At 53.9% G+C, this 19,789-nt stretch carries 20 protein-coding genes; 11 read left to right on the forward strand and 9 right to left on the reverse strand.

Going from position 1 to position 19,789, the window contains the following annotated elements; translation table 11 throughout:
• Window positions 1-12: 12 nt before the first annotated feature.
• Both BUC32_RS15395 and BUC32_RS15400 read left to right on the forward strand, forming a co-directional pair.
• Window positions 13-270: an acyl carrier protein gene (locus BUC32_RS15395; RefSeq protein WP_073254824.1), complete on the forward strand. Its 258-nt coding sequence runs from the start codon at window positions 13-15 to the stop codon at window positions 268-270.
• A 27-nt stretch (window positions 271-297) separates the two neighbouring features.
• A complete protein-coding gene (locus tag BUC32_RS15400; RefSeq protein WP_073254827.1) occupies window positions 298-1,506 on the forward strand; it encodes a beta-ketoacyl-[acyl-carrier-protein] synthase family protein in 1,209 nt (402 codons plus the stop codon).
• A gap of 58 nt (window positions 1,507-1,564) precedes the next feature.
• Here the strand turns inward: BUC32_RS15400 and BUC32_RS15405 are convergent, their stop codons facing one another.
• On the reverse strand, window positions 1,565-2,149 hold the full coding sequence (locus BUC32_RS15405) for an invasion associated locus B family protein (protein WP_175556950.1): 585 nt from the start codon (window positions 2,147-2,149) through the stop codon (window positions 1,565-1,567).
• A 430-nt stretch (window positions 2,150-2,579) separates the two neighbouring features.
• Between BUC32_RS15405 and BUC32_RS15415 the strand changes: the two genes are divergently transcribed.
• Window positions 2,580-4,139, forward strand: coding sequence for a helicase HerA-like domain-containing protein (locus BUC32_RS15415; protein ID WP_073254836.1), 1,560 nt, complete (start codon window positions 2,580-2,582; stop codon window positions 4,137-4,139).
• 56 nt (window positions 4,140-4,195) lie between these two features.
• Here the strand turns inward: BUC32_RS15415 and BUC32_RS15420 are convergent, their stop codons facing one another.
• The 6 genes from BUC32_RS15420 to BUC32_RS15445 all read right to left on the reverse strand — a co-directional run bounded on the left by BUC32_RS15420 (window position 4,196) and on the right by BUC32_RS15445 (window position 9,966).
• Window positions 4,196-5,497, reverse strand: coding sequence for a branched-chain amino acid ABC transporter permease (locus BUC32_RS15420; RefSeq protein WP_175556951.1), 1,302 nt, complete (start codon window positions 5,495-5,497; stop codon window positions 4,196-4,198).
• Window positions 5,494-6,504 carry a branched-chain amino acid ABC transporter permease gene (locus tag BUC32_RS15425; RefSeq protein WP_073254913.1) on the reverse strand — a complete coding sequence of 337 codons (1,011 nt, stop codon included), beginning with the start codon at window positions 6,502-6,504 and terminating at the stop codon, window positions 5,494-5,496. Before BUC32_RS15425 ends, BUC32_RS15420 begins: the two co-directional genes overlap by 4 nt.
• Before the next feature lie 73 nt (window positions 6,505-6,577).
• Window positions 6,578-7,096, reverse strand: coding sequence for a hypothetical protein (locus BUC32_RS15430; protein ID WP_073254839.1), 519 nt, complete (start codon window positions 7,094-7,096; stop codon window positions 6,578-6,580).
• Window positions 7,097-7,099: 3 nt separating this feature from the next.
• Window positions 7,100-7,846, reverse strand: coding sequence for an ABC transporter ATP-binding protein (locus BUC32_RS15435; protein ID WP_407695252.1), 747 nt, complete (start codon window positions 7,844-7,846; stop codon window positions 7,100-7,102).
• 55 nt (window positions 7,847-7,901) lie between these two features.
• Window positions 7,902-8,684, reverse strand: coding sequence for an ABC transporter ATP-binding protein (locus BUC32_RS15440; RefSeq protein WP_073254845.1), 783 nt, complete (start codon window positions 8,682-8,684; stop codon window positions 7,902-7,904).
• Between the two features lie 97 nt (window positions 8,685-8,781).
• Complete coding sequence (locus tag BUC32_RS15445) at window positions 8,782-9,966, reverse strand: ABC transporter substrate-binding protein (RefSeq protein WP_073254848.1); 1,185 nt, start codon at window positions 9,964-9,966, stop codon at window positions 8,782-8,784.
• A 164-nt stretch (window positions 9,967-10,130) separates the two neighbouring features.
• On the opposite strand from BUC32_RS15445, the gene BUC32_RS15450 reads away from it, so the two are divergent.
• A complete protein-coding gene (locus tag BUC32_RS15450; protein ID WP_073254920.1) occupies window positions 10,131-11,234 on the forward strand; it encodes a PQQ-dependent sugar dehydrogenase in 1,104 nt (367 codons plus the stop codon).
• 159 nt (window positions 11,235-11,393) lie between these two features.
• Window positions 11,394-11,807, forward strand: a complete 414-nt coding sequence (locus BUC32_RS15455) for a hypothetical protein (protein ID WP_073254852.1) — start codon at window positions 11,394-11,396, stop codon at window positions 11,805-11,807.
• Here BUC32_RS15455 and BUC32_RS15460 read toward each other — a convergent pair whose 3' ends face one another.
• Entirely contained in the window at window positions 11,808-12,812 is a 1,005-nt protein-coding gene (locus BUC32_RS15460; protein WP_073254855.1) for a GlxA family transcriptional regulator, read from the reverse strand.
• Window positions 12,813-12,968: 156 nt separating this feature from the next.
• Between BUC32_RS15460 and BUC32_RS15465 the strand changes: the two genes are divergently transcribed.
• A complete protein-coding gene (locus BUC32_RS15465; protein ID WP_073254858.1) occupies window positions 12,969-14,336 on the forward strand; it encodes a class II 3-deoxy-7-phosphoheptulonate synthase in 1,368 nt (455 codons plus the stop codon).
• Window positions 14,337-14,423: 87 nt separating this feature from the next.
• On the opposite strand, the gene BUC32_RS15470 is transcribed toward BUC32_RS15465, so the two are convergent.
• Window positions 14,424-15,086: a PAS domain-containing protein gene (locus BUC32_RS15470; RefSeq protein ID WP_073254861.1), complete on the reverse strand. Its 663-nt coding sequence runs from the start codon at window positions 15,084-15,086 to the stop codon at window positions 14,424-14,426.
• 236 nt (window positions 15,087-15,322) lie between these two features.
• Here BUC32_RS15470 and BUC32_RS15475 point away from each other — a divergent pair, with 236 nt between their 5' ends.
• From BUC32_RS15475 to BUC32_RS15495, 5 genes are all read left to right on the forward strand, one after another.
• Window positions 15,323-16,213, forward strand: a complete 891-nt coding sequence (locus BUC32_RS15475) for a YicC/YloC family endoribonuclease (protein WP_073254864.1) — start codon at window positions 15,323-15,325, stop codon at window positions 16,211-16,213.
• An 18-nt stretch (window positions 16,214-16,231) separates the two neighbouring features.
• Window positions 16,232-16,873 (forward strand): guanylate kinase, encoded by a 642-nt coding sequence (gmk, locus tag BUC32_RS15480; RefSeq protein ID WP_073254923.1) that lies wholly within the window; start codon window positions 16,232-16,234, stop codon window positions 16,871-16,873.
• Complete coding sequence (locus BUC32_RS15485; protein WP_073254867.1) at window positions 16,873-17,394, forward strand: gamma carbonic anhydrase family protein; 522 nt, start codon at window positions 16,873-16,875, stop codon at window positions 17,392-17,394. Before gmk ends, BUC32_RS15485 begins: the two co-directional genes overlap by 1 nt.
• Window positions 17,395-17,545: 151 nt before the next feature.
• Complete coding sequence (locus tag BUC32_RS15490) at window positions 17,546-18,589, forward strand: sensor histidine kinase (protein WP_073254870.1); 1,044 nt, start codon at window positions 17,546-17,548, stop codon at window positions 18,587-18,589.
• 127 nt (window positions 18,590-18,716) lie between these two features.
• Entirely contained in the window at window positions 18,717-19,766 is a 1,050-nt protein-coding gene (locus BUC32_RS15495) for a substrate-binding domain-containing protein (protein ID WP_073254926.1), read from the forward strand.
• Window positions 19,767-19,789: the final 23 nt, after the last annotated feature.

The raw sequence follows: 19,789 nt of genomic DNA on the forward strand, positions 1-19,789 counted from the left end.
AAGGATTACAACATGAGCGTCAAGGACAAGGTCATCGAGATCATCGCCGAACAGGCTGTGCTGGAGCCTTCGGACGTCACCATGGAAAGCACGCTTGAAGACCTGGGCATCGACAGTCTTGGTCTGGTTGAGAGCATTTTTGCGATTGAAGAAGCCTTTGATATCTCGGTGCCCTTCAATGCCAATGATCCCACCGAAAGCGATTTTGATATCTCTTCTGTCACAAGCATTATTGCTGGGATCGAAAAACTGGTTGCAGAGCAATCCTAACACGGCACGCTTAAGGGGCCCAATGTCATGAAACGCGTCGTCATCACAGGGGCAGGGACCATCAATGCCCTGGGCCAAAACGTGGAAGATACGTTTGCCGCAATGAAAGACGGCCGATGTGGGATTGGTCCGCTTGAGATGCGCGATGTAGACCGGCTCACGATCAAGATCGGCGGGCAGGTGCATGGGTTCGAAGCGGAAGCCCGCTTTAACCGCCAGCAAATTGCCCTTTATGACCGCTTTACCCAGTTTGCGCTGGTGGCAGCGCGTCAGGCGATCAAACAATCCGGGCTCGAGTTCTCTGGCGAGATGGCGGCAAAGTCCGGCGTTGTTCTGGGAACGTCGGGTGGTGGTATGCAGACTTTGGATGAAAACTACCGATCGGTTTATGAAGACGGCAAAAACCGCGTGCACCCGTTTGTGGTGCCCAAATTGATGAACAATGCCGCTGCCAGCCATCTGAGTATGGAATTCAACCTTAAAGGGCCCAGCTTTACTGTGGCGACAGCCTGTGCATCCTCAAACCATGCGATGAGCCAGGCGTTTCAGCTGGTGCGCACGGGGATGGCGCCCGTGATGGTGACGGGCGGGTCTGAATCCATGCTGTGCTTTGGCGGCGTGAAGGCATGGGAAGGTCTGCGCGTGATGTCCAAAGATGCCTGCCGCCCGTTCAGTGCCAATCGCAATGGCATGGTTCAGGGCGAAGGTGCAGGGGTGTTTGTGTTTGAAGATTATGATCACGCTCGTGCACGTGGTGCGGATATTCTGGCCGAGGTCGTCGGATTTGCGATGACGTCGGATGCGTCCGATATTGTGATGCCTTCCAAACAAGGGGCCGCGCGGGCGATCTCGGGAGCTTTGGCGGATGCCAAAGTGAACCCGGAAGAAGTGGGCTATATCAATGCGCACGGCACTGGCACAGCCGCCAACGATAAAACCGAATGCGCTGCTGTGGCAGATGTGTTTGGTCCTCATGCGGACAATCTGATGATCTCATCGACGAAATCCATGCATGGCCATCTTATTGGTGGCACAGGGGCTGTGGAACTTCTTGCTTGCATTATGGCGCTGCGCGAAGGGGTGATTGCGCCGACCATCAGTTACGAAGAGCCCGACCCCGAATGCGCGTTGGATGTGGTGCCCAATGAGGCCCGTGATGCCAAGGTCGACGTGGTTTTGTCCAACGCCTTTGCCTTTGGCGGTCTCAACGCTGTATTGGCGCTGCGCAAGGTCTGAGCCAATAGAAAAAGCCGCCCCGAAAGGCGGCTTTCATTTTGTTCACTCGTTTGGCCGCTTAGTTTGGAACGGGGTTCGACTTTTCATAGGCTTCTTTGAAACCTTTGAGCGACATGTTCACAGTCACGACCTGATCTGGCGCCAAAGCAGGAACCAATGACACGGTGACATTGTTGCCGCCTTTGTATGCTTCAGCCTCAAGCGCCGAAAGCCCCATGCGGGCCAGACATCCGATTTGCAGACAATAGGCATAAGGAATGCGGTTGGCAGGGACACCGTCCAGAGCCAGTGTCAGCTGTTGTGGCAGCAAGGTCTGCAAAGGCACAACAAATGTGGCTCCTGCAGCCGCCGGAGCGCCGGCGGGAAGACGGTATACGGTGACTTCGGCAATTGAGTTGCCATTGTTGTCTTTCAGCAGCTGATACATCCGGCATGGACGTGGTTCAGGGCCGGTTCTGGCGCACTGTAGATCCCAATCCCCGATAATTTCCGATGTGGTGTCATCACCGCTGGCGACACCCTCAGAAGTGCTGGGCTGAGTGTTCAGCAGCGAGCCGTCTGACAAGGAACCCACCTGAGCCGAAAGAGGCGCGGCAAGCAGCATGACAGATGCGGCTGCAATAAGATGACGAAATTTGTACATAGTGGGGTCCATCCCTAAAATTCTCGATTCACGATCCGACTTACCATGCCTTTTAAAGGTTGTCATTGAGGCTGGTCAGTTTCTGAAGATTGGTAGCAAAATATTGCTGTCGGGCCAGACAGATAGGTCAAAAAAAGAAAAGAGGCCCGAAGGCCTCTTTTCCATTTTACTCCCCGTCGGACTGGCCGACTTATTCATTGAGGGAACGTTATGAAGAAATGTCGCACCCGTCAACAGGAAAAATACGCTCTTTGCGTTTTGTTTTTACACGAAAAATGGGCCGTGCAATACGCAACGGCCCAATTCGACAGGGAGGAAGTCTGTCTGTTCGAACCCTTTGATCCGATCTAATACAATCAACACTGGCAGAGATTGGTTAAGAATGTATTTTGATCTTGTTCTGGTGCGTTTTTGAAAAGGATTTGGCTGTTTGGAAAACTCGATTTTCATTGGTGGGGGTGGTGAAGACTATGCCACCAAACAAGGGCTGACCCTGAAATACGCGAACCGCCATGGGCTGGTTGCGGGCGCGACGGGTACAGGCAAAACCGTGACCTTGCAGATTCTCGCAGAAGGGTTCTCCAATGCGGGCGTTCCGGTTTTTCTGTCGGATGTCAAAGGTGATTTATCCGGGCTGGCAGAGGCAGGCAGCGAAGCTTTCAAACTGCATCAGGCTTTTTCGGACCGTGCCACCAAGATTGGTTTTGACGATTACACCTATGAAAGCTTCCCAGTGACTTTTTGGGATTTGTTTGGCGATCAGGGCCACCCTGTGCGCACCACAGTGGCCGAAATGGGTCCCTTATTGCTTTCGCGCCTGATGGAGCTGAGTGACGCGCAAGAGGGCATTCTGAATATTGCCTTCCGACTGGCGGACGAGCAGGGTTTGCCACTGTTGGACCTCAAGGATTTGCAGGCGCTCTTGGTCTGGGTTGGCGAAAACCGTCAAGAGCTTGCCCTGCGCTATGGCGCGATTTCAGTGGCCTCAGTCGGGGCCATTCAACGCCGTCTTTTGATTCTTGAAAACCAGGGTGGTGCCAAACTGTTTGGTGAGCCTGCGCTTGAGCTTTCTGACATTATGCGCACGGAACCTGACGGACGCGGGCGGATCAATATTCTGGCCTCGGATAAATTGATGAGCGCACCGCGGCTCTATGCGACGTTCCTTTTGTGGTTGTTGTCTGAATTGTTCGAAGAGCTGCCCGAGGTTGGCGACCCGGACAAACCCAAACTGGTGTTTTTCTTTGATGAGGCGCATCTGCTGTTTGATGGGGCCCCCAAGGCCTTGGTCGACAAGGTCGAACAGGTGGCGCGTCTGATCCGATCCAAAGGCGTCGGCATCTACTTTATTACGCAAAATCCCGCGGATGTGCCCGAAGATGTTCTGGGCCAATTGGGCAACCGTATCCAACATGCGTTGCGGGCCTTTACCGCGCGCGATCGCAAGCAGCTTCGCATGGCGGCAGAAACCTACCGCGAAAACCCAAGGTTTTCCACAGAACAAGCCATCCGAGAGGTCGGCGTGGGCGAGGCCGTGACCTCGATGCTTTTGAAAAAAGGTGTGCCCGGCATTGTTGAGCGAACTTTGATCCGCCCGCCGTCGTCCAAGCTTGGTCCAATTGACCCGGCTTTGCGAAAACAGGTTATCAATACATCTCCGGTGGCAGGGAAATATGAAAACCTGCAAGATCGTCGGTCAGCCTATGAAATCCTGAAACAGCGCTCGGAAAAGGCTGCCTCCGAAGCTGCGGCTGCTGAAGAGCGCGAAGAAGAGATGAGCACTGCAGAACGCGAATACAGCGCCGGGCGCCGGTATTCAGGCACGCGTGTTAAACGCTCCAGTTCGCGCACATCACGGCCCTCGCGGCGATCATCGCGCAACGACAGTTTTGGCGAAGCCATGGGCAAAATGGTTATGAAAGAACTCAGCGGCACCACAGGGCGGCGACTTGTGCGTGGTATTTTGGGTGGGCTGTTCAAAGGGCGGTGATGCCCGGACCCAAGATCACAAAAAGAAAGGGCGCCCCGTTAGGACGCCCTTTTTTGCTACTTCTCTGGGATCAGCCCCCTTGGACTGAACCTCAGGACCATCAACAGGATCACGCCCATGGTCAGCAAACGCATGTGAGCTGCACTGGCGATCAGATGCTCTTTCAGGGAACTGTCATCCGCCATGCCAGAGGTCACCAGTTGCATCAGGTCCGGGCCCCAGACCTCTACCTTGGTGTAGAGGAAGTAGATCAGAAATCCGCCCAGAACCGCGCCCAGGTTATTGCCGGACCCACCAACAATCACCATCACCCAGATCAGGAAGGTATAGCGCAAGGGCTGATAGCTGCCCGGAGTCAGTTGTCCATCCAGCGTGGTCATCATCGCACCGGCAATACCGCACACAGCCGAACCCAGCACAAAGATTTGCAAGTGACGTTTGGTGACGTGTTTGCCCATGGCTTCAGCCGCCACCTCGTTGTCACGAATGGCGCGCATCATGCGGCCCCATGGGCTGTGCAACGCCAGTTGAGCGGCGACAAGGATCAGGATCAGCACGGCCGAGAACAAAAGTGAATAACCCAGCTTCACGTAAAGCGTCGACGCGGTGACCGGGTCAATACCAAGAGACTGAGCGGAGGCCACAAAGCTTTCGCTTTTCTGCAAGTCGATTTCGTATGGCATCGGGCGGGGCAGGCCGGACACGTTTTTCACGCCTCTCGCCAGCCAGTCTTCGTTTTTCATTACCGCGATGATGATTTCCGCAATACCCAGTGTTGCAATAGCCAGATAATCCGAGCGCAGGCCCAAGGCCGTTTTACCCACAAGCCAGGCAGCCCCAGCGGCCAACAGGCCGCCAATTGGCCAGGCCATCAACACCGGCAAGCCAAGCCCGCCGAGGTATCCGGTTGCAGCGGGGTTCACAGCCTCAATTGCCTGTGCGGCCGGGTCAAAAATGAACCGGTACAGAACAAAACCAACGATCAGGATCGCAACAATGGCAGCGGCACGCGCACGACCACGCAAGCGATTGTTGGCGATAACAGCGACAACAATGGTTGCCGCCCCAGTCACAAGTGCCAAGATCATGCGCCCACCACCAGCGGACCATGCTTCACCAATGGGCTGGGTCGATGTCAGCACCACGGCCAGACCGCCAAGGGCCACAAACCCCATAACACCGACATTAAACAGACCGGCAAAGCCCCACTGTAAGTTTACGCCCAGTGCCAGAATGGCCGAGATCAAGCCAAAGTTCAGGATACCAAGGGCCGAGTTCCACGACACCAACAACCCTTCGCCCAGAATCAGCGAGGCCATGAGCAGGAACAACAAAGACGTTCTCAAGGAATAGGTCATACGGATTTCCCCTTGAAGATACCTGTGGGCTTGAACAACAAGACCACAATCAGGATCACAAAGCTCACCGCGAATTTGTAATCAGTGGACAAAAGCTGCACGAGGCTGTCGGGTTCAAGTGATTCCGGCAACCAGTATTTCAGAACTTTCTTCCAGGCGTAGGTAATCGTCACCTCGGAAAAGGCGATAATGTAACCACCGGCAATAGCGCCAAGCGGATTGCCCAACCCGCCAACAATGGCCGAGGCAAAGATCGGCAGTAGCAGCATGAAGTAAACAAACGGCTTGAAGGATTTATCCAGCCCATAAAGCGTGCCCGCGATGGTTGCCAAAGCGGCCACAATCATCCAAGTGTACATCACAACCCGTTCCGGGTTGATGCCCGAAAGCAGCGCCAGATCTTCGTTATCTGAGTAGGCACGCATGGATTTCCCGGTACGGGTTCGGTTCAGGAACCAGAACAACAAGGCCACACAGACCACGGCCACGATCACCGTGATGCCTTGGGTGGTCTTGATCGCCAGGCCTTCGCGCAAGCCGGTCATTTGTTTGAATTCACGTACTGAAACGATGAACCGCTCACCATCCGAGAATCTCTGATCATTCACACCAATGATAAACCGCACAAGGCCATTCATGATGAACATGACCCCCATCGACACGATCACAAGGATCACCGGCTTGGCCTTTTGCTCCCGGTAGAATTTGTAGACCATCCTATCCGTGAACAGCACCAAGGCCATGGTTGCGACAATGGCGACTGGCAGCGCGAGTAGTGCCGTGGGAAGAGGCCCAAGGCTTACCCCCATTCCCTGCAACCACCAGGTCACAAGTACTGTGACCATGGCGCCAAAGGCCATCGTGTCACCGTGCGCAAAGTTCGAGAACCGCAGGATACCGTAGATCAGCGTGACGCCCAGCGCGCCCAAGGCAAGTTGGCTGCCGTAAGCAATCGCCGGGATCAGCACAAAGTTTGAGAGGGCCACGAGACCGTTTAGAAAGTCTATCATGTTTTAACTCTCGGAGTTTGGAAGGGGAAAAACGTGTTCGGTCGCGTGAAAACGCGAGTTTGCAGGCTCATCATCGCATCTCTTTGCATTTGTATTCGATCACAGACCGGGCTTTGGTCTTGAAAACAGTGGGTGTTTCCAATTTTTGCGTCTGGGTTTGAAATATTTGATAGGAAGGTTCGGCTGCGGGGCTTCCGGCCTTACGGGCCACTGGCAATTCTGGTCCGAACCACCCTTCAACGCGTTCTTCAAAATTGGCTTTGCGCCAGACAGCGTCCGCGCCCAGAACCTTTGACAATGTTCGATACGTCGTATTCACCTTAGAGGTGACTTCGCCGCGGCCAGTCACAACCACCGCTCGGGGCCAGGCTTCGCGCTTTGGTGTAAACGGCGCATACGAGGACCGATAGACCGCTTCTTCAAAGCTAAGTACCACTTTTCTCGATGTATCGACTGCGCAGGTGCCATTGGTCTGGCATGTCTGCACGGACTGGCACTGCAAAGAAATTTCGCGATAGGGCGTCACGACGATGGCTTGGGCCGCTACCGGTGTAAGCATGACTGCAATGGCTGAAATGGTCAGTCGCATAGATTACCCTCCCAAGAACGATTTGCGGACTTCGGGGTCGGCCAACAGTTCCTTGCCGGTGCCCGTATAGGCATTTGCACCCTGCACAAGAACATAGCCTTTGTCTGCGATTTCAAGAGCTTGGCGCGCATTTTGTTCGACCATCAGGATCGGGATGCCTGTGCGGCTGACTTCAATGATACGATCAAACAGCTCGTCCATCACAATAGGTGATACACCGGCGGTTGGCTCATCCAGCATCAGGACTTTGGGTTGGGTCATCAAGGCGCGGCCCACCGCAACCTGTTGGCGTTGTCCACCGGATAGCTCACCGGCATGCTGATGGCGTTTGTCTTTCAGGATCGGGAACAGATCATACACCTGCGCCATGGTATCGCTGAAATCATCAGTGCGGATGAAGGCACCCATCTCAAGGTTTTCTTCCACCGTCATAGATGTAAAGATATTGCTGGTCTGCGGCACAAACCCCATACCCTTTTGTACACGTGCCTGTGGGCTCAGTTTGGTGATGTCCTCGCCATCCAGCGTCACGACCCCGGAATGCACATTGAGCATCCCAAACACCGCCTTCATCGCAGTTGATTTGCCAGCACCGTTTGGCCCGACAATCACGGCAATTTCGCCTTTGTCGACCGCGACTGTGCAGTCATGCAGGATATCCGGCCCTTTGCCGTATCCTCCGGTCATGTTTTGTCCGTTCAGAAAGCTCATGCTCTCTCCTGTTCTTGTCTTTGACGTCGGCCAGTCCATTGGAATGGTGCCGCCAGCGCGCGTATGGAAGGTTTCGGGTGCCGGGGCACGCCGTTTAGGCTTCCATCATGTCCTTGTTTTTCAGCCCGGTACCGAGATAGGCTTCGATCACCTGCTCATTGGCTTTGATCTCTGCCAATGTCCCTTCGGCCAGTACTTTGCCCTCGGCCATGCAGATCACCGGGTCACAGATTTTCCCAATGAAATCCATGTCATGCTCGATCACCACAAAGGTATAGTCGCGCTCTTTATTGAGGCGCAAAATTGCGTCGCCGATGGTGTTGAGCAGGGTTCGGTTCACCCCGGCGCCAACCTCGTCCAGAAACACGATCTTGGCGTCGACCATCATCGTGCGGCCCAGCTCCAGCAGTTTTTTCTGTCCGCCCGAGACCTGACCCGCTTTGTGATCGGCGAGATGCTCAACCGTCAGAAATTCAAGCACTTCATCAGCCTTGGCACGCAAAGCACGCTCTTCGTCGGCGATGCGTTTGCGTCCGAACCATGTGTTCCACAGGGTTTCACCCGATTGCGCACCGGGCACCATCATCAGGTTTTCACGGCAGGTCATCGAAGAAAATTCATGCGCGATCTGAAAAGTTCGCAGCAGACCTTTGTGAAACAACTCGTGTGGCGGCAATCCGGTGATGTCTTCACCATCCATTGTGACCGTACCTGACGTTGGCTTAAGAACGCCCGCAATCACGTTGAAAAGAGTTGTTTTTCCCGCACCATTTGGGCCAATCAACCCGGTGATCGAGCCGGGCTCAATCGATAGGGTGGCTCCGTCGACGGCATGAAAACCGCCAAAATGCTTGTGAACGTCCTGAACGACGATCATATGCTATCCCCCGTGTTGGCGTTTTTTTTACGCCCTTTTAGATGTTGAAACAGCCCGGGAAAACCCGGGCTGTTCAATTTTAATCAAAGTGGATCGATTAACGATACTTCGCGGTTGTGATTTTGCCGCCTTTGATGACGATCTCACGATAGCCCCCGGCCGCTTCACCACCACCGATCAGCTCAACCGCGGTTGCGCCAACATAGTCGATTTCGCCGCCAGCCGCGAGGATTTCGAGACCCTTGGCCAGCTCGCCAGTGTTGATTTTCTCGCCCGGTGCGTTTGCGACGTCCATGATTTTACCAGCGTAGTCGCCAGGGTTGCTCGAACCCGCGGCTTGCATGGCCAGCATGATCAGCGCCGCGGCGTCATAGCTTTCACCAATGTAGGGGCCAGATGCATCAACTGTTTCCGAAGAAATCGCTTCGACGATCATTGTCGTGTTGGCGCTTTCCGAACCCGGAACCGTGCCGATCGAACCTTCGATCTCGTCGCCGAATGCCTCTTCCAGCGCACCACCGATCATACCATCTGGCAGGGCGAACGTGTCAAATGCACCTGTGTCCAAAGCAGCGCGGATGACACCGGGGCCACCTTGGTCGACATAACCGGCTACGATCAGGATATCGCCACCTGCAGATGCCAATGAGGCAACTTCGGCCGAGTAGTCGGCTTTGCCATCTTCGTGTGCGAATGTTGCGGTGACTTCACCACCGGCCGCCGCGTATGCGCTGGCGATGCTGTCAGCCAGACCTTTACCATAGTCGTTGTTGGTGTAGGTGATCGCAGCCGATTTAAAGCCCTGCTCCATCAACACATCTGCCAGAACCTGACCCTGACGGGCGTCCGAAGGCGATGTGCGGAAGAACATGCCGTTGTCTTCAGCGGCCGACAATGCCGGAGAGGTGGCCGAAGGCGAAATCATGACCATGCCGTTTGGCACGGCGACGTTTGCCAGAATGGCACCGGTCACACCAGAACAGTCCGCCCCAACGATGCCTTTGACACCTTCAGAGGTGATCAGACGTTCCGCCGCAGCAGAGGCAGCCGCCGCATCGATACAGGTCGAGTCACCGCGCACCGAAGACACGGTCGCGCCACCCAAGAGCTTGCCCGAGTCGGACACTTCTTTCATGGCGTATTCGCTACCGGCAGCCATGGCAGGGGTCAGCGATTCAATCGGGCCGGTAAAGCCCATGATCACACCCAGTTTGATATCTTCAGCGGATGCGGCGCCAGCCAGCAAAGCGGTGGCAGCAGTCGCCATCATTAGTTTTTTCATTGTTATCTCCCTAGTCAGTTTATTTTTCTGTCCAGCCCAGACCCTATTCGGGGTTTTTTCAAAAGAAAAGGGGGGGGAAACGGGAATTGCCGCCAGGAAAGGCCGGAAAATGGTGATCTTCGTGCTAAATTGCCAGTCACTAATCCAAAATGGAGAAATCAACCATGATCCTTCGTCTGTTTGTTGGTCTTGTTCTGGGGGTACAGCTGAGCATCGCCCAAGCCCAGACTCTGGAGACATCACAAGGTAGCGCCCGACTTGAGGTCATGGCTGATGGTTTGGCAACCCCTTGGGCGATAGGGTTTCTTCCGGACGGTGGCTTTTTGATTTCCGAACGCGAAGGACGGCTTTGGCGCGTTGACGATCAGGGTGCCAAGTTCAGAATTTCGGGATTGCCAGATATTCACAGCAAAGGGCAAGGTGGTTTGCTGGATGTGATGGTGCCCCGGGACTTTGCGCATAGTCGGGAGGTTTTCTTTAGTTTTGCCAAGCGTTTGAAGGGGGGAACGGGGACAGCTGTCATGCGTGCTACGCTCAATGCCGGGTCAGATCGTCTGACCAATCAGACCGTCATTTTTGAAATGAACACAGGTGTCTCAGGTGGTCGGCACTATGGAAGTCGTATTGTTGAGGCCCGGGATGGCACGTTGTTTGTGACTCTGGGAGAGCGGGCGGACCGCGATCAGGCGCAGAACCTGGCTTCGCACAAAGGAAAGGTCATTCGCATTACCCGGGACGGCGCAATTCCCAAGAACAATCCATTCCTGAAAACTGACGGGGCCTTGCCGGAAATCTGGTCCTACGGGCACAGAAATCCACAAGGCGCGACGCTGGATCGATCAGGTAAGTTATGGGTTACCGAGCATGGCGCCAAGGGAGGAGACGAGGTCAATCGCATCCAGAAAGGCGCAAATTATGGCTGGCCAGTGATTTCCTATGGAACCCACTATTCCGGTTTTAAAATCGGCGACGGCACCAGAAAACCCGGCATGCAGCAACCCAGCCATTACTGGGATCCATCAATCGCACCCTCTGGATTGTTGATCTATTCCGGCAAGCTGTGGCCACGTTGGAAAGGACATTTCTTTGTCGGGAGTTTGAAGTTTGATTATATTTCAAGGCTTTCTGGTTCAACTTTGACGGAAAAAGAGCAAATAAAAGGACGCGAAACAGCCCGTGTGCGCGACATTCGCGAAGCACCAGATGGATCGATTTGGTTCATTGCTGAGGACGGGGGGCGTGTTTTTCGGATGTCGCCAAAAAACTAACCTTCAAACCGCAAATTTTGGCAAATTGGTGTGAATGCAAACGCGCTGATCCAAGCGTCTAAATTCGCCCCTGCTTGCTAAAATTGCAGTTTGGTAGCAACTTTAATGCGATAAATATGTTGTTTTAAAATGTTCAGTCCAATTTGAAAGGGTATGCCAATGCGTTTTTTAGCCATTATTGTGGGGCTTTTCCTACCGACGTTTGCTGCAGCGCAAGTGTCTGACTCTACCTTCAGAGATTACGCTGAATTCTCGGCTTTTGTGGATACACATTCGCAGTCCAGGGACATAACAAAGCTTTTGACGGTCCTTGGGGGACGAGACGAGTACACCAAAGAACAGATGGCAAACCTGCAGGCTCAGGTTTTCAATCTCTACCCAGACGTGCTTCCGAATAAGACAATTTTTCATGAAAACGATTTGGGTGGCGGGGTTCGACAAGAGGTGCGGGCCTATTGGACGGGTCTGTCGTATCTCTACCTGTATTTCCTGTTACACGAACGTGACGACGCACTAATCGTATTGCGATTTGCGTTCAACTCTAGTGCCGAGAAAATAATGGAAAACCTGTGATCAGATAGACAGTCTGGCCGCCTGTGTGCCACGCTCGCGGTAAGGCGTCGTGTCGTAATGAGCACGGTAGCATTTTGAAAAATGGCTGGGCGAAGCAAAGCCACAGGCCAGTGCCACATTGATCACGCTCATATCGGTTTGCATCAACAGGTTGCGCGCTTTTTGCAGACGCAGCTCCATGTAATAGCGCTTGGGGGAACGATTCAAATATCGACGGAACAGGCGTTCGAGCTGGCGGGTGGACATGACCACGTCCTTGGCAAGGATTGAGGGGCTGATCGGTTCTTCGATGTTGTTTTCCATCATCTGAATAACCTGGCTCAGCTTGGGGTGACGTACCCCAATGCGCGTTGGCACAGACAGGCGTTGTGTGTCCTGATCCGTGCGAATCGAAGAGTAAATCTGCTGGTCCGCCACCCAATTGGCCAGTTCTTCACCATGATCGTCGGCGATGATTTGCAAAAACATATCAATCGACGACGTGCCACCTGCGGTGGTCATACGGTTTCCATCGATGCAAAACACCGACTTGCCGAGATCAACTTCAGGGAATTCTTCGGAAAAACTATCCCGGTTTTCCCAGTGAATAGTGGCTTTTTTGTTATCGAGCAGCCCAGCCTTGGCCATGATATATGCGGCTGTACACAATCCTCCAACGGTCGCGCCTTTGCGGGCTTCACGGCGCAACCAGTTCAACAGTTTTTTAGAGGTCGCGGCCTGAATATCGATCCCACCGCACAGAATGATCGTATCATCGCGGTGCAACTCAATTAAATCATCGTCCACCTTTAATTCTGTGCTTGTCGAGCTGGTCGCCGAGTCACCACCCTCGCCAATCAGAATCCAGTCATACCGCGGAACGGTGGCACCACGGTTTGCCAACCGCAGGCAATCCAAGGCGGATGCAAACGACAAAAGCGTGAAGTTCTTCAATAGAACAAAGACAAAGCGACGTGGCTTTGTTTGGGGACCAGCAGAGCCATTGTCGCGTGTGACTTGAGACATCGAGCGAATTCCTGAACCGTTTGAGTGTCAAAACACTCTTGTCGAAAATGTTAGCGCCTTTTCATAGCTACAGGTCAAGGCCGTTAATTCAGTTATGGCCCTTGCTCAAGAGCTTTTGTATAGAGGGGCCTCAAACTTTGTTACCGGAGAAAGACAATGGCAGAATGGCTCAAATCTGGCTGGCGCAACAAACCGCGGATCCAGATGCCTGATTACTTGGATGGAGACGCGCTGAAGGCCGTAGAGGCCCAGCTTTCAAGTTATCCTCCGCTGGTCTTTGCGGGCGAAGCGCGCAGCCTGAAGGCCAAGCTTGGCGCTGCAGCGCGCGGCGAAGCGTTTCTGCTGCAAGGTGGTGATTGTGCCGAGAGTTTCGAGCAGTTTAGCGCCGATGGTATTCGCGATACCTTTAAAGTGATGCTGCAAATGGCGATGGTGCTGACCTATGGCGCCAAGGTGCCGGTTGTTAAAGTTGGCCGCATGGCAGGTCAATTCGCTAAGCCACGGTCTGCACCCACTGAGGTTGTAGATGGTGTGGAATTGCCAAGTTATCGTGGCGACATCATCAACGAACTGGATTTCACCTCGGCGGCACGTATCCCTGATCCTGCAAAAATGTTGCAGGCCTATACCCAGGCCGCCGCAACACTGAACCTGTTGCGCGCGTTTTCGACCGGTGGTTACGCCGATGTAAATCAGGTGCACGCCTGGACTCTTGGGTTCACCGAAGGTGAAAAAGCCGCAAAATACCGCGATTTGGCGAACCGGATCAGTGACACATTGGATTTCATGCGGGCTGCTGGCGTGAACAACGAGTCGACAGATTCGTTGAAAACAGTGGACTTCTACACAAGCCACGAAAGCTTGTTGTTAGAGTATGAAGAAGCGCTCACCCGGTTGGATTCCACCAGTGGCAACTGGCTGGCCGGATCGGGGCACATGCTTTGGATTGGCGATCGTACACGTCAGCCAGACGGTGCCCATGTGGAGTTCCTGAGAGGTGTTCAAAACCCGATTGGATTGAAATGTGGCCCGACAACCACGGCTGAAGATCTGAAAATCCTGCTTGAAAAGCTGAATCCGGAAAATGAGTCGGGCCGTCTAACCCTGATCGCCCGTTTCGGTGCCGGGTCCGTGGGCGAGCATCTGCCGCGACTTATCAAGACCGTTCAGGAAGAAGGCGCAAACGTGCTTTGGACCTGTGATCCGATGCACGGCAACACGATCAAATCGGCCACTGGGTACAAAACCCGGCCCTTTGACAGTGTTTTGCGTGAAGTCCGCGAATTCTTTGGCGTGCACAAAGCCGAAGGCACTGTGCCGGGTGGCGTGCACTTTGAAATGACCGGTCAGGATGTAACAGAATGCACCGGTGGCGTGCGCGCTGTTACCGAAGAGGACCTTTCGGATCGCTATCACACAGCTTGTGATCCACGTCTGAACGCATCGCAATCGCTGGAGCTGGCCTTCCTTGTCGCCGAGGAATTGTCTGCACTTAGACAAGAGCGTCACGCAAAAGCCGTTTGATAACGCGCTGGTAAAAAATAATAAAAAGGCGGGGTGCCATGTCCAGTGGCCCCGCCTTTTTTTGTTAGATCACTCTTTACGCACCAGTCACCACCAACCGAAGGTGCGGCGCCTTTGTTGCCACGGTGCGGGGAAATGACGACAGCACAGCCTCTGGAATGGTAGAGGGTTCAGGCCGTGTCCGAGAGGCAGGCGCCTCGGCGGCGCTTTCCTTTTTCTGTTCCCAGTGCAACTCGCGCAGAAAACTGCTTTCAAGAAAAAATCGCCGGGGTCGAGACCCGACTTGACCCCTTGTCTCAAGCCCCCCAGAACGCGGGTCACATCGCCTTTTGAGGATCGCAGCGGCAGCAAAAGCAGTTCACCTTCCAGGGTAGGGCGACCCAACCCACGCTCTCCGATCAGGCTCAGGCGCGCTTTGGCGGGTCCCCTGAACACATCTTCCAAAGCCAGACGGAAGCTGTTGCGCGCGTCATCGCAGATCAGAGAGGAAATAGGCATGCCACGCACGTCCATTCCCATCACATCATTCAACAGACTGCCACCAATCCGAATGCGGGCCATTCCGGGTGCCATCCGCTCGAGAATAAAGGCATGTCGTAACGCAGATTGAAATCCGCGCGGATCCAATTCGGTCCTGCATGGCATGTCTCTGTCTTCTCGCAATGCCTCCCAATAGGCCTCGATTTCGCGCAAAACAGCACCCGCTCGGCGTTCTGGTTTGCGGCCCAATCCATTGTCAAATAATCCCATATCGCTCACCCGATATCTCTGCGTTTACCCCGTCACGACGGTTTCCCCGAATGGCATCTGGTTTTGTTAACCTTTTGCTCATGAGTGTTACCGCAACATTAACATCTCACATTTTCCCTAAATGCAGGGAAAAACGTTGGAAAATGGTTAATCTTGTGAGCCCTCCGCTGGCGCCTGTCTTGCGTGGCACCCCGGAATAGCTTTAGGTGTCGCCAAAGCCGAACAAGGAGAACTGCGTGCTTCATTCGATGACAGGGTTTGCCGCCCACAAAGGGATGGCCAACGGGTACAGCTGGGGCTGGGATTTGCGCGGCGTGAACTCCAAAGGCTTGGATTTGCGATTGCGGGTGCCGGACTGGATCGAAGGGCTTGAAGGCGTTTTACGTGCCGAGTTGAGCAAAAAGCTGTCCCGTGGTGCTGTCACATTGTCGTTGCGGGTTCAAAAAGACGACGAAGACTCTCAGCAGGCGTTGAACCTTGGACAGCTGTCCACCGTGCTCGAGGCAATGGCCGAGGTTGAAACACAAGCCATGGATCGTGGTCTGTCGCTGGCACCATCGCACGCCAGTGATATTCTGGCTTTGCGCGGCGTCCTGGATACAGCCAGCATTGAGACCGACACCAAAGCGTTGCGCGCGGCGATTGTGGCAGATCTGCCAGACCTGTTGACCAGTTTTCTTGAAATGCGACGCAATGAAGGGGAAGCGCTGGATTCTGTGATGAAGGATCAGCTGAACCAGGTTGAAGCATTGACCGAAGCCTCGGCAGAGGCCGCCGAGAAACGTCGCGATGATGTGGCGGCAAACCTGCGCGCCAATCTGGCGAGGGTATTGGAAAACGCCGACAATGTTGACGAAGGCCGGGTGGCTCAGGAACTGGCGATGATTGCGGTTAAAACCGATGTCACAGAAGAACTTGATCGTTTACGGGCCCATGTTGTAGCTGCGCGCGATTTGCTGGCCAAAGGCAGCCCGGTGGGTCGCAAGCTGGATTTCCTGATGCAAGAGTTTAACCGCGAGGCAAATACCCTGTGTTCAAAGGCACAATCAGTTGACCTGACCGGGATTGGTCTGGACCTTAAAGCGGTGATCGACCAGATGCGCGAACAAGTTCAGAATGTGGAATAAAGTGACAAAATGACTGACATGTGCAACCGACGCGGTCTTCTTATTATTCTGTCTTCACCCTCTGGAGCGGGCAAATCAACGCTGGCCCGTCGTTTGATGCAATGGGATGAGGGTCTTAGTTTTTCGGTTTCGGCCACCACTCGCGCTCCGCGCAAAGGTGAAGAGCACGGTCGCGAATACTTTTTCCTGAGTGAAGATGAGTTTAAGAATCAGGTGACAGACGGGCAGATGCTGGAACACGCCCATGTGTTCGGTAATTTTTATGGCTCTCCCGCAGGTCCGGTGAAAAAGACCATCGAGGCAGGCAATGACGTGTTGTTTGATGTTGACTGGCAAGGCGAGCAGCAGATCCGCAATTCTGACCTCGGCAAACACGCGCTGTCGATCTTTATTTTGCCGCCTTCGATCACTGAATTGCATCGCCGTTTGGTCAGCCGGGGACAGGACAGTGAAGAGGTGATTTCTAAGCGTATGCTCAAGAGCTGGGACGAGATCAGTCACTGGGGCGCCTATGATTACGTGTTGATCAATGACGATCTGGATGAAACCGAGGCAGAGTTGAAAACCATCATTGCGGCCGAGCGTATGCGCCGTGAACAACAGCCAGCCCTGCAAGATCATGTGCGTGTCTTGCAAACCGAGTTTGAGGAGATGTCCTGATGTCAATTTATGAATTGGATGGAAAACGCCCGCAGGTTGATTCGGATGCCTGGGTTGCGCCGGATTCAAATGTGATCGGCAATGTTGAGGTTCAGGCAGGGGCGTCGATCTGGTTTGGCTGCACCGTTCGCGGTGACAACGAACCGATTGTGATCGGTAAGGGCTCGAATGTGCAGGAAAACACGGTGATGCACACAGACCCTGGTTGTCCGTTGATCATCGGCGAAGGGTGCACTGTCGGCCACAAGGCCATGCTGCATGGGTGCATCATTGGCGACAACAGCTTGATTGGCATGGGCGCCACAGTGCTGAACGGCGCCAAGATCGGTAAGAACTGTCTGATTGGGGCAGGCGCATTGATCACAGAAGGCAAAGACATTCCTGATGGGTCGTTGGTCATGGGGGCGCCGGGCAAGGTTGTGCGCACTTTGGATGAGGCCGCGATTGAAGGCCTGCGTCGCAGTGCCTTGCACTATCAGGACAACATGCGCCGTTTTCGTGCGGGTCTGAAAGAAGTTTGACGATCTACGAATACCGCTTGAGAAGTGGCCTGTAAGTCTTTGCAAAAAGATATAAATAAAACTTTACCAGGCTGGTGAAAATCACGAGATTTCCATTTACAGGCCATCGTTGCTAGAAAGTCTTGGGGCAACACAGACAACCGGACCTAAAATGACCCAAGATAGTGCAGTTCAATCCATTGTGGACGCCATTCCGCTCCCGTCGGTGTTTGTGGGGTCCGATTTGCGCATTGAAGGCGCCAATGCACGTGCCGTCGCGCTGAATGCGCAGGCGGCTGAAAACCGCCCATTTGTTCTGGTGTTTCGCCAACCGGCGCTCAGCGCATCAATCGAAGTATGTCTGAACAGTAAAACGCCTCAGAAAACCGTCTATCGGCACGACGAAGGTTCAAATGCGGTGCGGTATGACGTGACGCTGACCCATATTCAGAACCCAGCATTTCAAGGGGTTCTGTTGTGTTTTACTGACGTGACGCATTTGCGAACAGCCGATCAAATGCGTCGTGATTTTGTCGCCAACGTCAGCCACGAGTTGCGCTCGCCTTTGACGGCAATTCTTGGGTTCATTGAAACATTACAAGGCCCTGCTCGGGATGATTCCGCAGCCCGTGATCGGTTTTTGTCTACTATGGCTGCAGAGGCCGAACGCATGAACCGTTTGGTGGGGGATTTGCTATCACTGAGCCGGGTCGAAGAAGAGGCCCGTCGCCGTCCTGCATCGCAGGAGGATATGGATAAACTGATCCGCTCGGTGATTGGAAACCTGCAAACCCTGGCTGACGAAAACGGTGGAACCATCGCCTATGAGCCCGCCAAGTCACCAATCATGCTGCGGGCCGATCCAGACCAGATGCGACAGGTGTTCTCCAACCTTATTGAGAATGCGTTGAAATACGGGGAAAACGGTACGGATGTTCATATTTCAGTGCGAAACATTCCCCGGGATTCTTCCCTGAAGGGCCCCGCTGTGGCGTTTGATATTTCCGACAACGGGCCTGGCATTGACCCGATCCACATTCCGCGTCTGACCGAAAGGTTTTATCGCATCGATTCTCATCGGTCCCGCGAAAAAGGCGGAACAGGGTTGGGGCTTGCGATCGTAAAACACATTCTCAATCGCCACCGGGGTCGGCTGGTGATCAAGAGCACGCAGGGTCAGGGCAGTATTTTCAGCGCGGTTTTACTTCGGGATTGAAAAAACGGCCCTGCAGCAGGGTTTGTCATGAAACCGTTACATACCTGTCACAAAAGCTTAGTCAGCCACCTTTAGCACGCTCCTTGAGACTGCCAATCGGGTGGTCATGACCAATGGAGTTACAGAAATGTACGTCAAACTGACAGCCTCGGCTTTGGCTATCGCTGCCGTTTCCACCACTGCTTTCGCGCGCGATCAGGTGCAAATAGCGGGGTCTTCGACCGTGCTGCCATATGCGTCAATCGTCGCAGAGGCCTTTGGTGAAAACTTTGATTTCCCAACCCCAGTTGTCGAATCCGGCGGATCGTCTGCGGGTCTGAAACGGTTCTGTGATGGCGTCGGCGAAAACACCATCGACGTGGCCAACGCCAGCCGCAAAGTCAAGGAAAAAGAGATCAAGAAATGCGCCGAAAATGGCGTAACGGACATCATCGAAGTCAAAATTGGCTATGACGGGATCGTCTTTGCCAATGACATCAATGGTAACGGCTTTTCCTATACCCCAACCGATTGGTTTTTGGCCTTGTCGGACAAGGTCATGGTGGATGGCGAACTGGTTGCGAACCCTAACAAGACCTGGGCTGATGTGAATGTAAACTTCCCGGCGCAGGACATTCAGGCCTTTGTTCCCGGCACCAAACACGGCACGCGCGAAGTGTTCGAAGACAAAGTGATCCTGGAGGGCTGCGAAGCCACTGGCGCGTTTGAGCACATTCTGGCGTCTGCCGAAGGTGACACTGCCAAGGCCAGGAAAAAAGCTGCCGAGAAAGCCTGTATCGCCCTGCGCACAGATGGCCGTTCCGTCGACATTGATGGCGACTACACCGAAACATTGGCGCGCATCGACAGTAACAAAGACGGAATCGGCGTCTTTGGTTTGGCGTTCTATGAAAACAACACAGACAAGCTTCAGGTCGCGACCATGTCCGGCATCGTGCCTTCGACCGAAAGCATTGCATCCGGCGAATATCCTGTGTCACGCCCGTTGTTCTTCTACGTCAAAAAGGCCCACATCGGCGTGATCCCGGGTCTTAAAGAATATGCAGAGTTTTTCGTAGCAGAGGAAATTGCCGGTCCCGACGGTCCTTTGGCCGAATACGGTCTGGTGGCTGACCCCGAGTTGGAAAACACTCAGAGTTCCGTTGCGGACGAAGCCATCCTTGGCTCTAACATGTAAATCCCTCGCGGGTGGCCTGAAAT

It is taken from the genome of Shimia gijangensis (genome assembly GCF_900142085.1).
GTDB lineage: Bacteria > Pseudomonadota > Alphaproteobacteria > Rhodobacterales > Rhodobacteraceae > Shimia > Shimia gijangensis.

What these genes read in the sequence shown, in the direction of transcription:
- BUC32_RS15495 (WP_073254926.1), top strand. Translation starts at nt 18,717, where the DNA reads ATGTACGTCAAACTGACAGCCTCGGCTTTGGCTATCGCTGCCGTTTCC.
- BUC32_RS15445 (WP_073254848.1), bottom strand. Translation starts at nt 9,966, where the DNA reads ATGAAAAAACTAATGATGGCGACTGCTGCCACCGCTTTGCTGGCTGGC.
- gmk (WP_073254923.1), top strand. Translation starts at nt 16,232, where the DNA reads ATGTGCAACCGACGCGGTCTTCTTATTATTCTGTCTTCACCCTCTGGA.
- BUC32_RS15470 (WP_073254861.1), bottom strand. Translation starts at nt 15,086, where the DNA reads ATGGGATTATTTGACAATGGATTGGGCCGCAAACCAGAACGCCGAGCG.
- BUC32_RS15400 (WP_073254827.1), top strand. Translation starts at nt 298, where the DNA reads ATGAAACGCGTCGTCATCACAGGGGCAGGGACCATCAATGCCCTGGGC.
- BUC32_RS15485 (WP_073254867.1), top strand. Translation starts at nt 16,873, where the DNA reads ATGTCAATTTATGAATTGGATGGAAAACGCCCGCAGGTTGATTCGGAT.
- BUC32_RS15405 (WP_175556950.1), bottom strand. Translation starts at nt 2,149, where the DNA reads ATGTACAAATTTCGTCATCTTATTGCAGCCGCATCTGTCATGCTGCTT.
- BUC32_RS15440 (WP_073254845.1), bottom strand. Translation starts at nt 8,684, where the DNA reads ATGATCGTCGTTCAGGACGTTCACAAGCATTTTGGCGGTTTTCATGCC.
- BUC32_RS15420 (WP_175556951.1), bottom strand. Translation starts at nt 5,497, where the DNA reads ATGACCTATTCCTTGAGAACGTCTTTGTTGTTCCTGCTCATGGCCTCG.
- BUC32_RS15465 (WP_073254858.1), top strand. Translation starts at nt 12,969, where the DNA reads ATGGCAGAATGGCTCAAATCTGGCTGGCGCAACAAACCGCGGATCCAG.
- BUC32_RS15450 (WP_073254920.1), top strand. Translation starts at nt 10,131, where the DNA reads ATGATCCTTCGTCTGTTTGTTGGTCTTGTTCTGGGGGTACAGCTGAGC.
- BUC32_RS15430 (WP_073254839.1), bottom strand. Translation starts at nt 7,096, where the DNA reads ATGCGACTGACCATTTCAGCCATTGCAGTCATGCTTACACCGGTAGCG.
- BUC32_RS15435 (WP_407695252.1), bottom strand. Translation starts at nt 7,846, where the DNA reads ATGGACTGGCCGACGTCAAAGACAAGAACAGGAGAGAGCATGAGCTTT.
- BUC32_RS15490 (WP_073254870.1), top strand. Translation starts at nt 17,546, where the DNA reads ATGACCCAAGATAGTGCAGTTCAATCCATTGTGGACGCCATTCCGCTC.
- BUC32_RS15460 (WP_073254855.1), bottom strand. Translation starts at nt 12,812, where the DNA reads ATGTCTCAAGTCACACGCGACAATGGCTCTGCTGGTCCCCAAACAAAG.
- BUC32_RS15455 (WP_073254852.1), top strand. Translation starts at nt 11,394, where the DNA reads ATGCGTTTTTTAGCCATTATTGTGGGGCTTTTCCTACCGACGTTTGCT.
- BUC32_RS15395 (WP_073254824.1), top strand. Translation starts at nt 13, where the DNA reads ATGAGCGTCAAGGACAAGGTCATCGAGATCATCGCCGAACAGGCTGTG.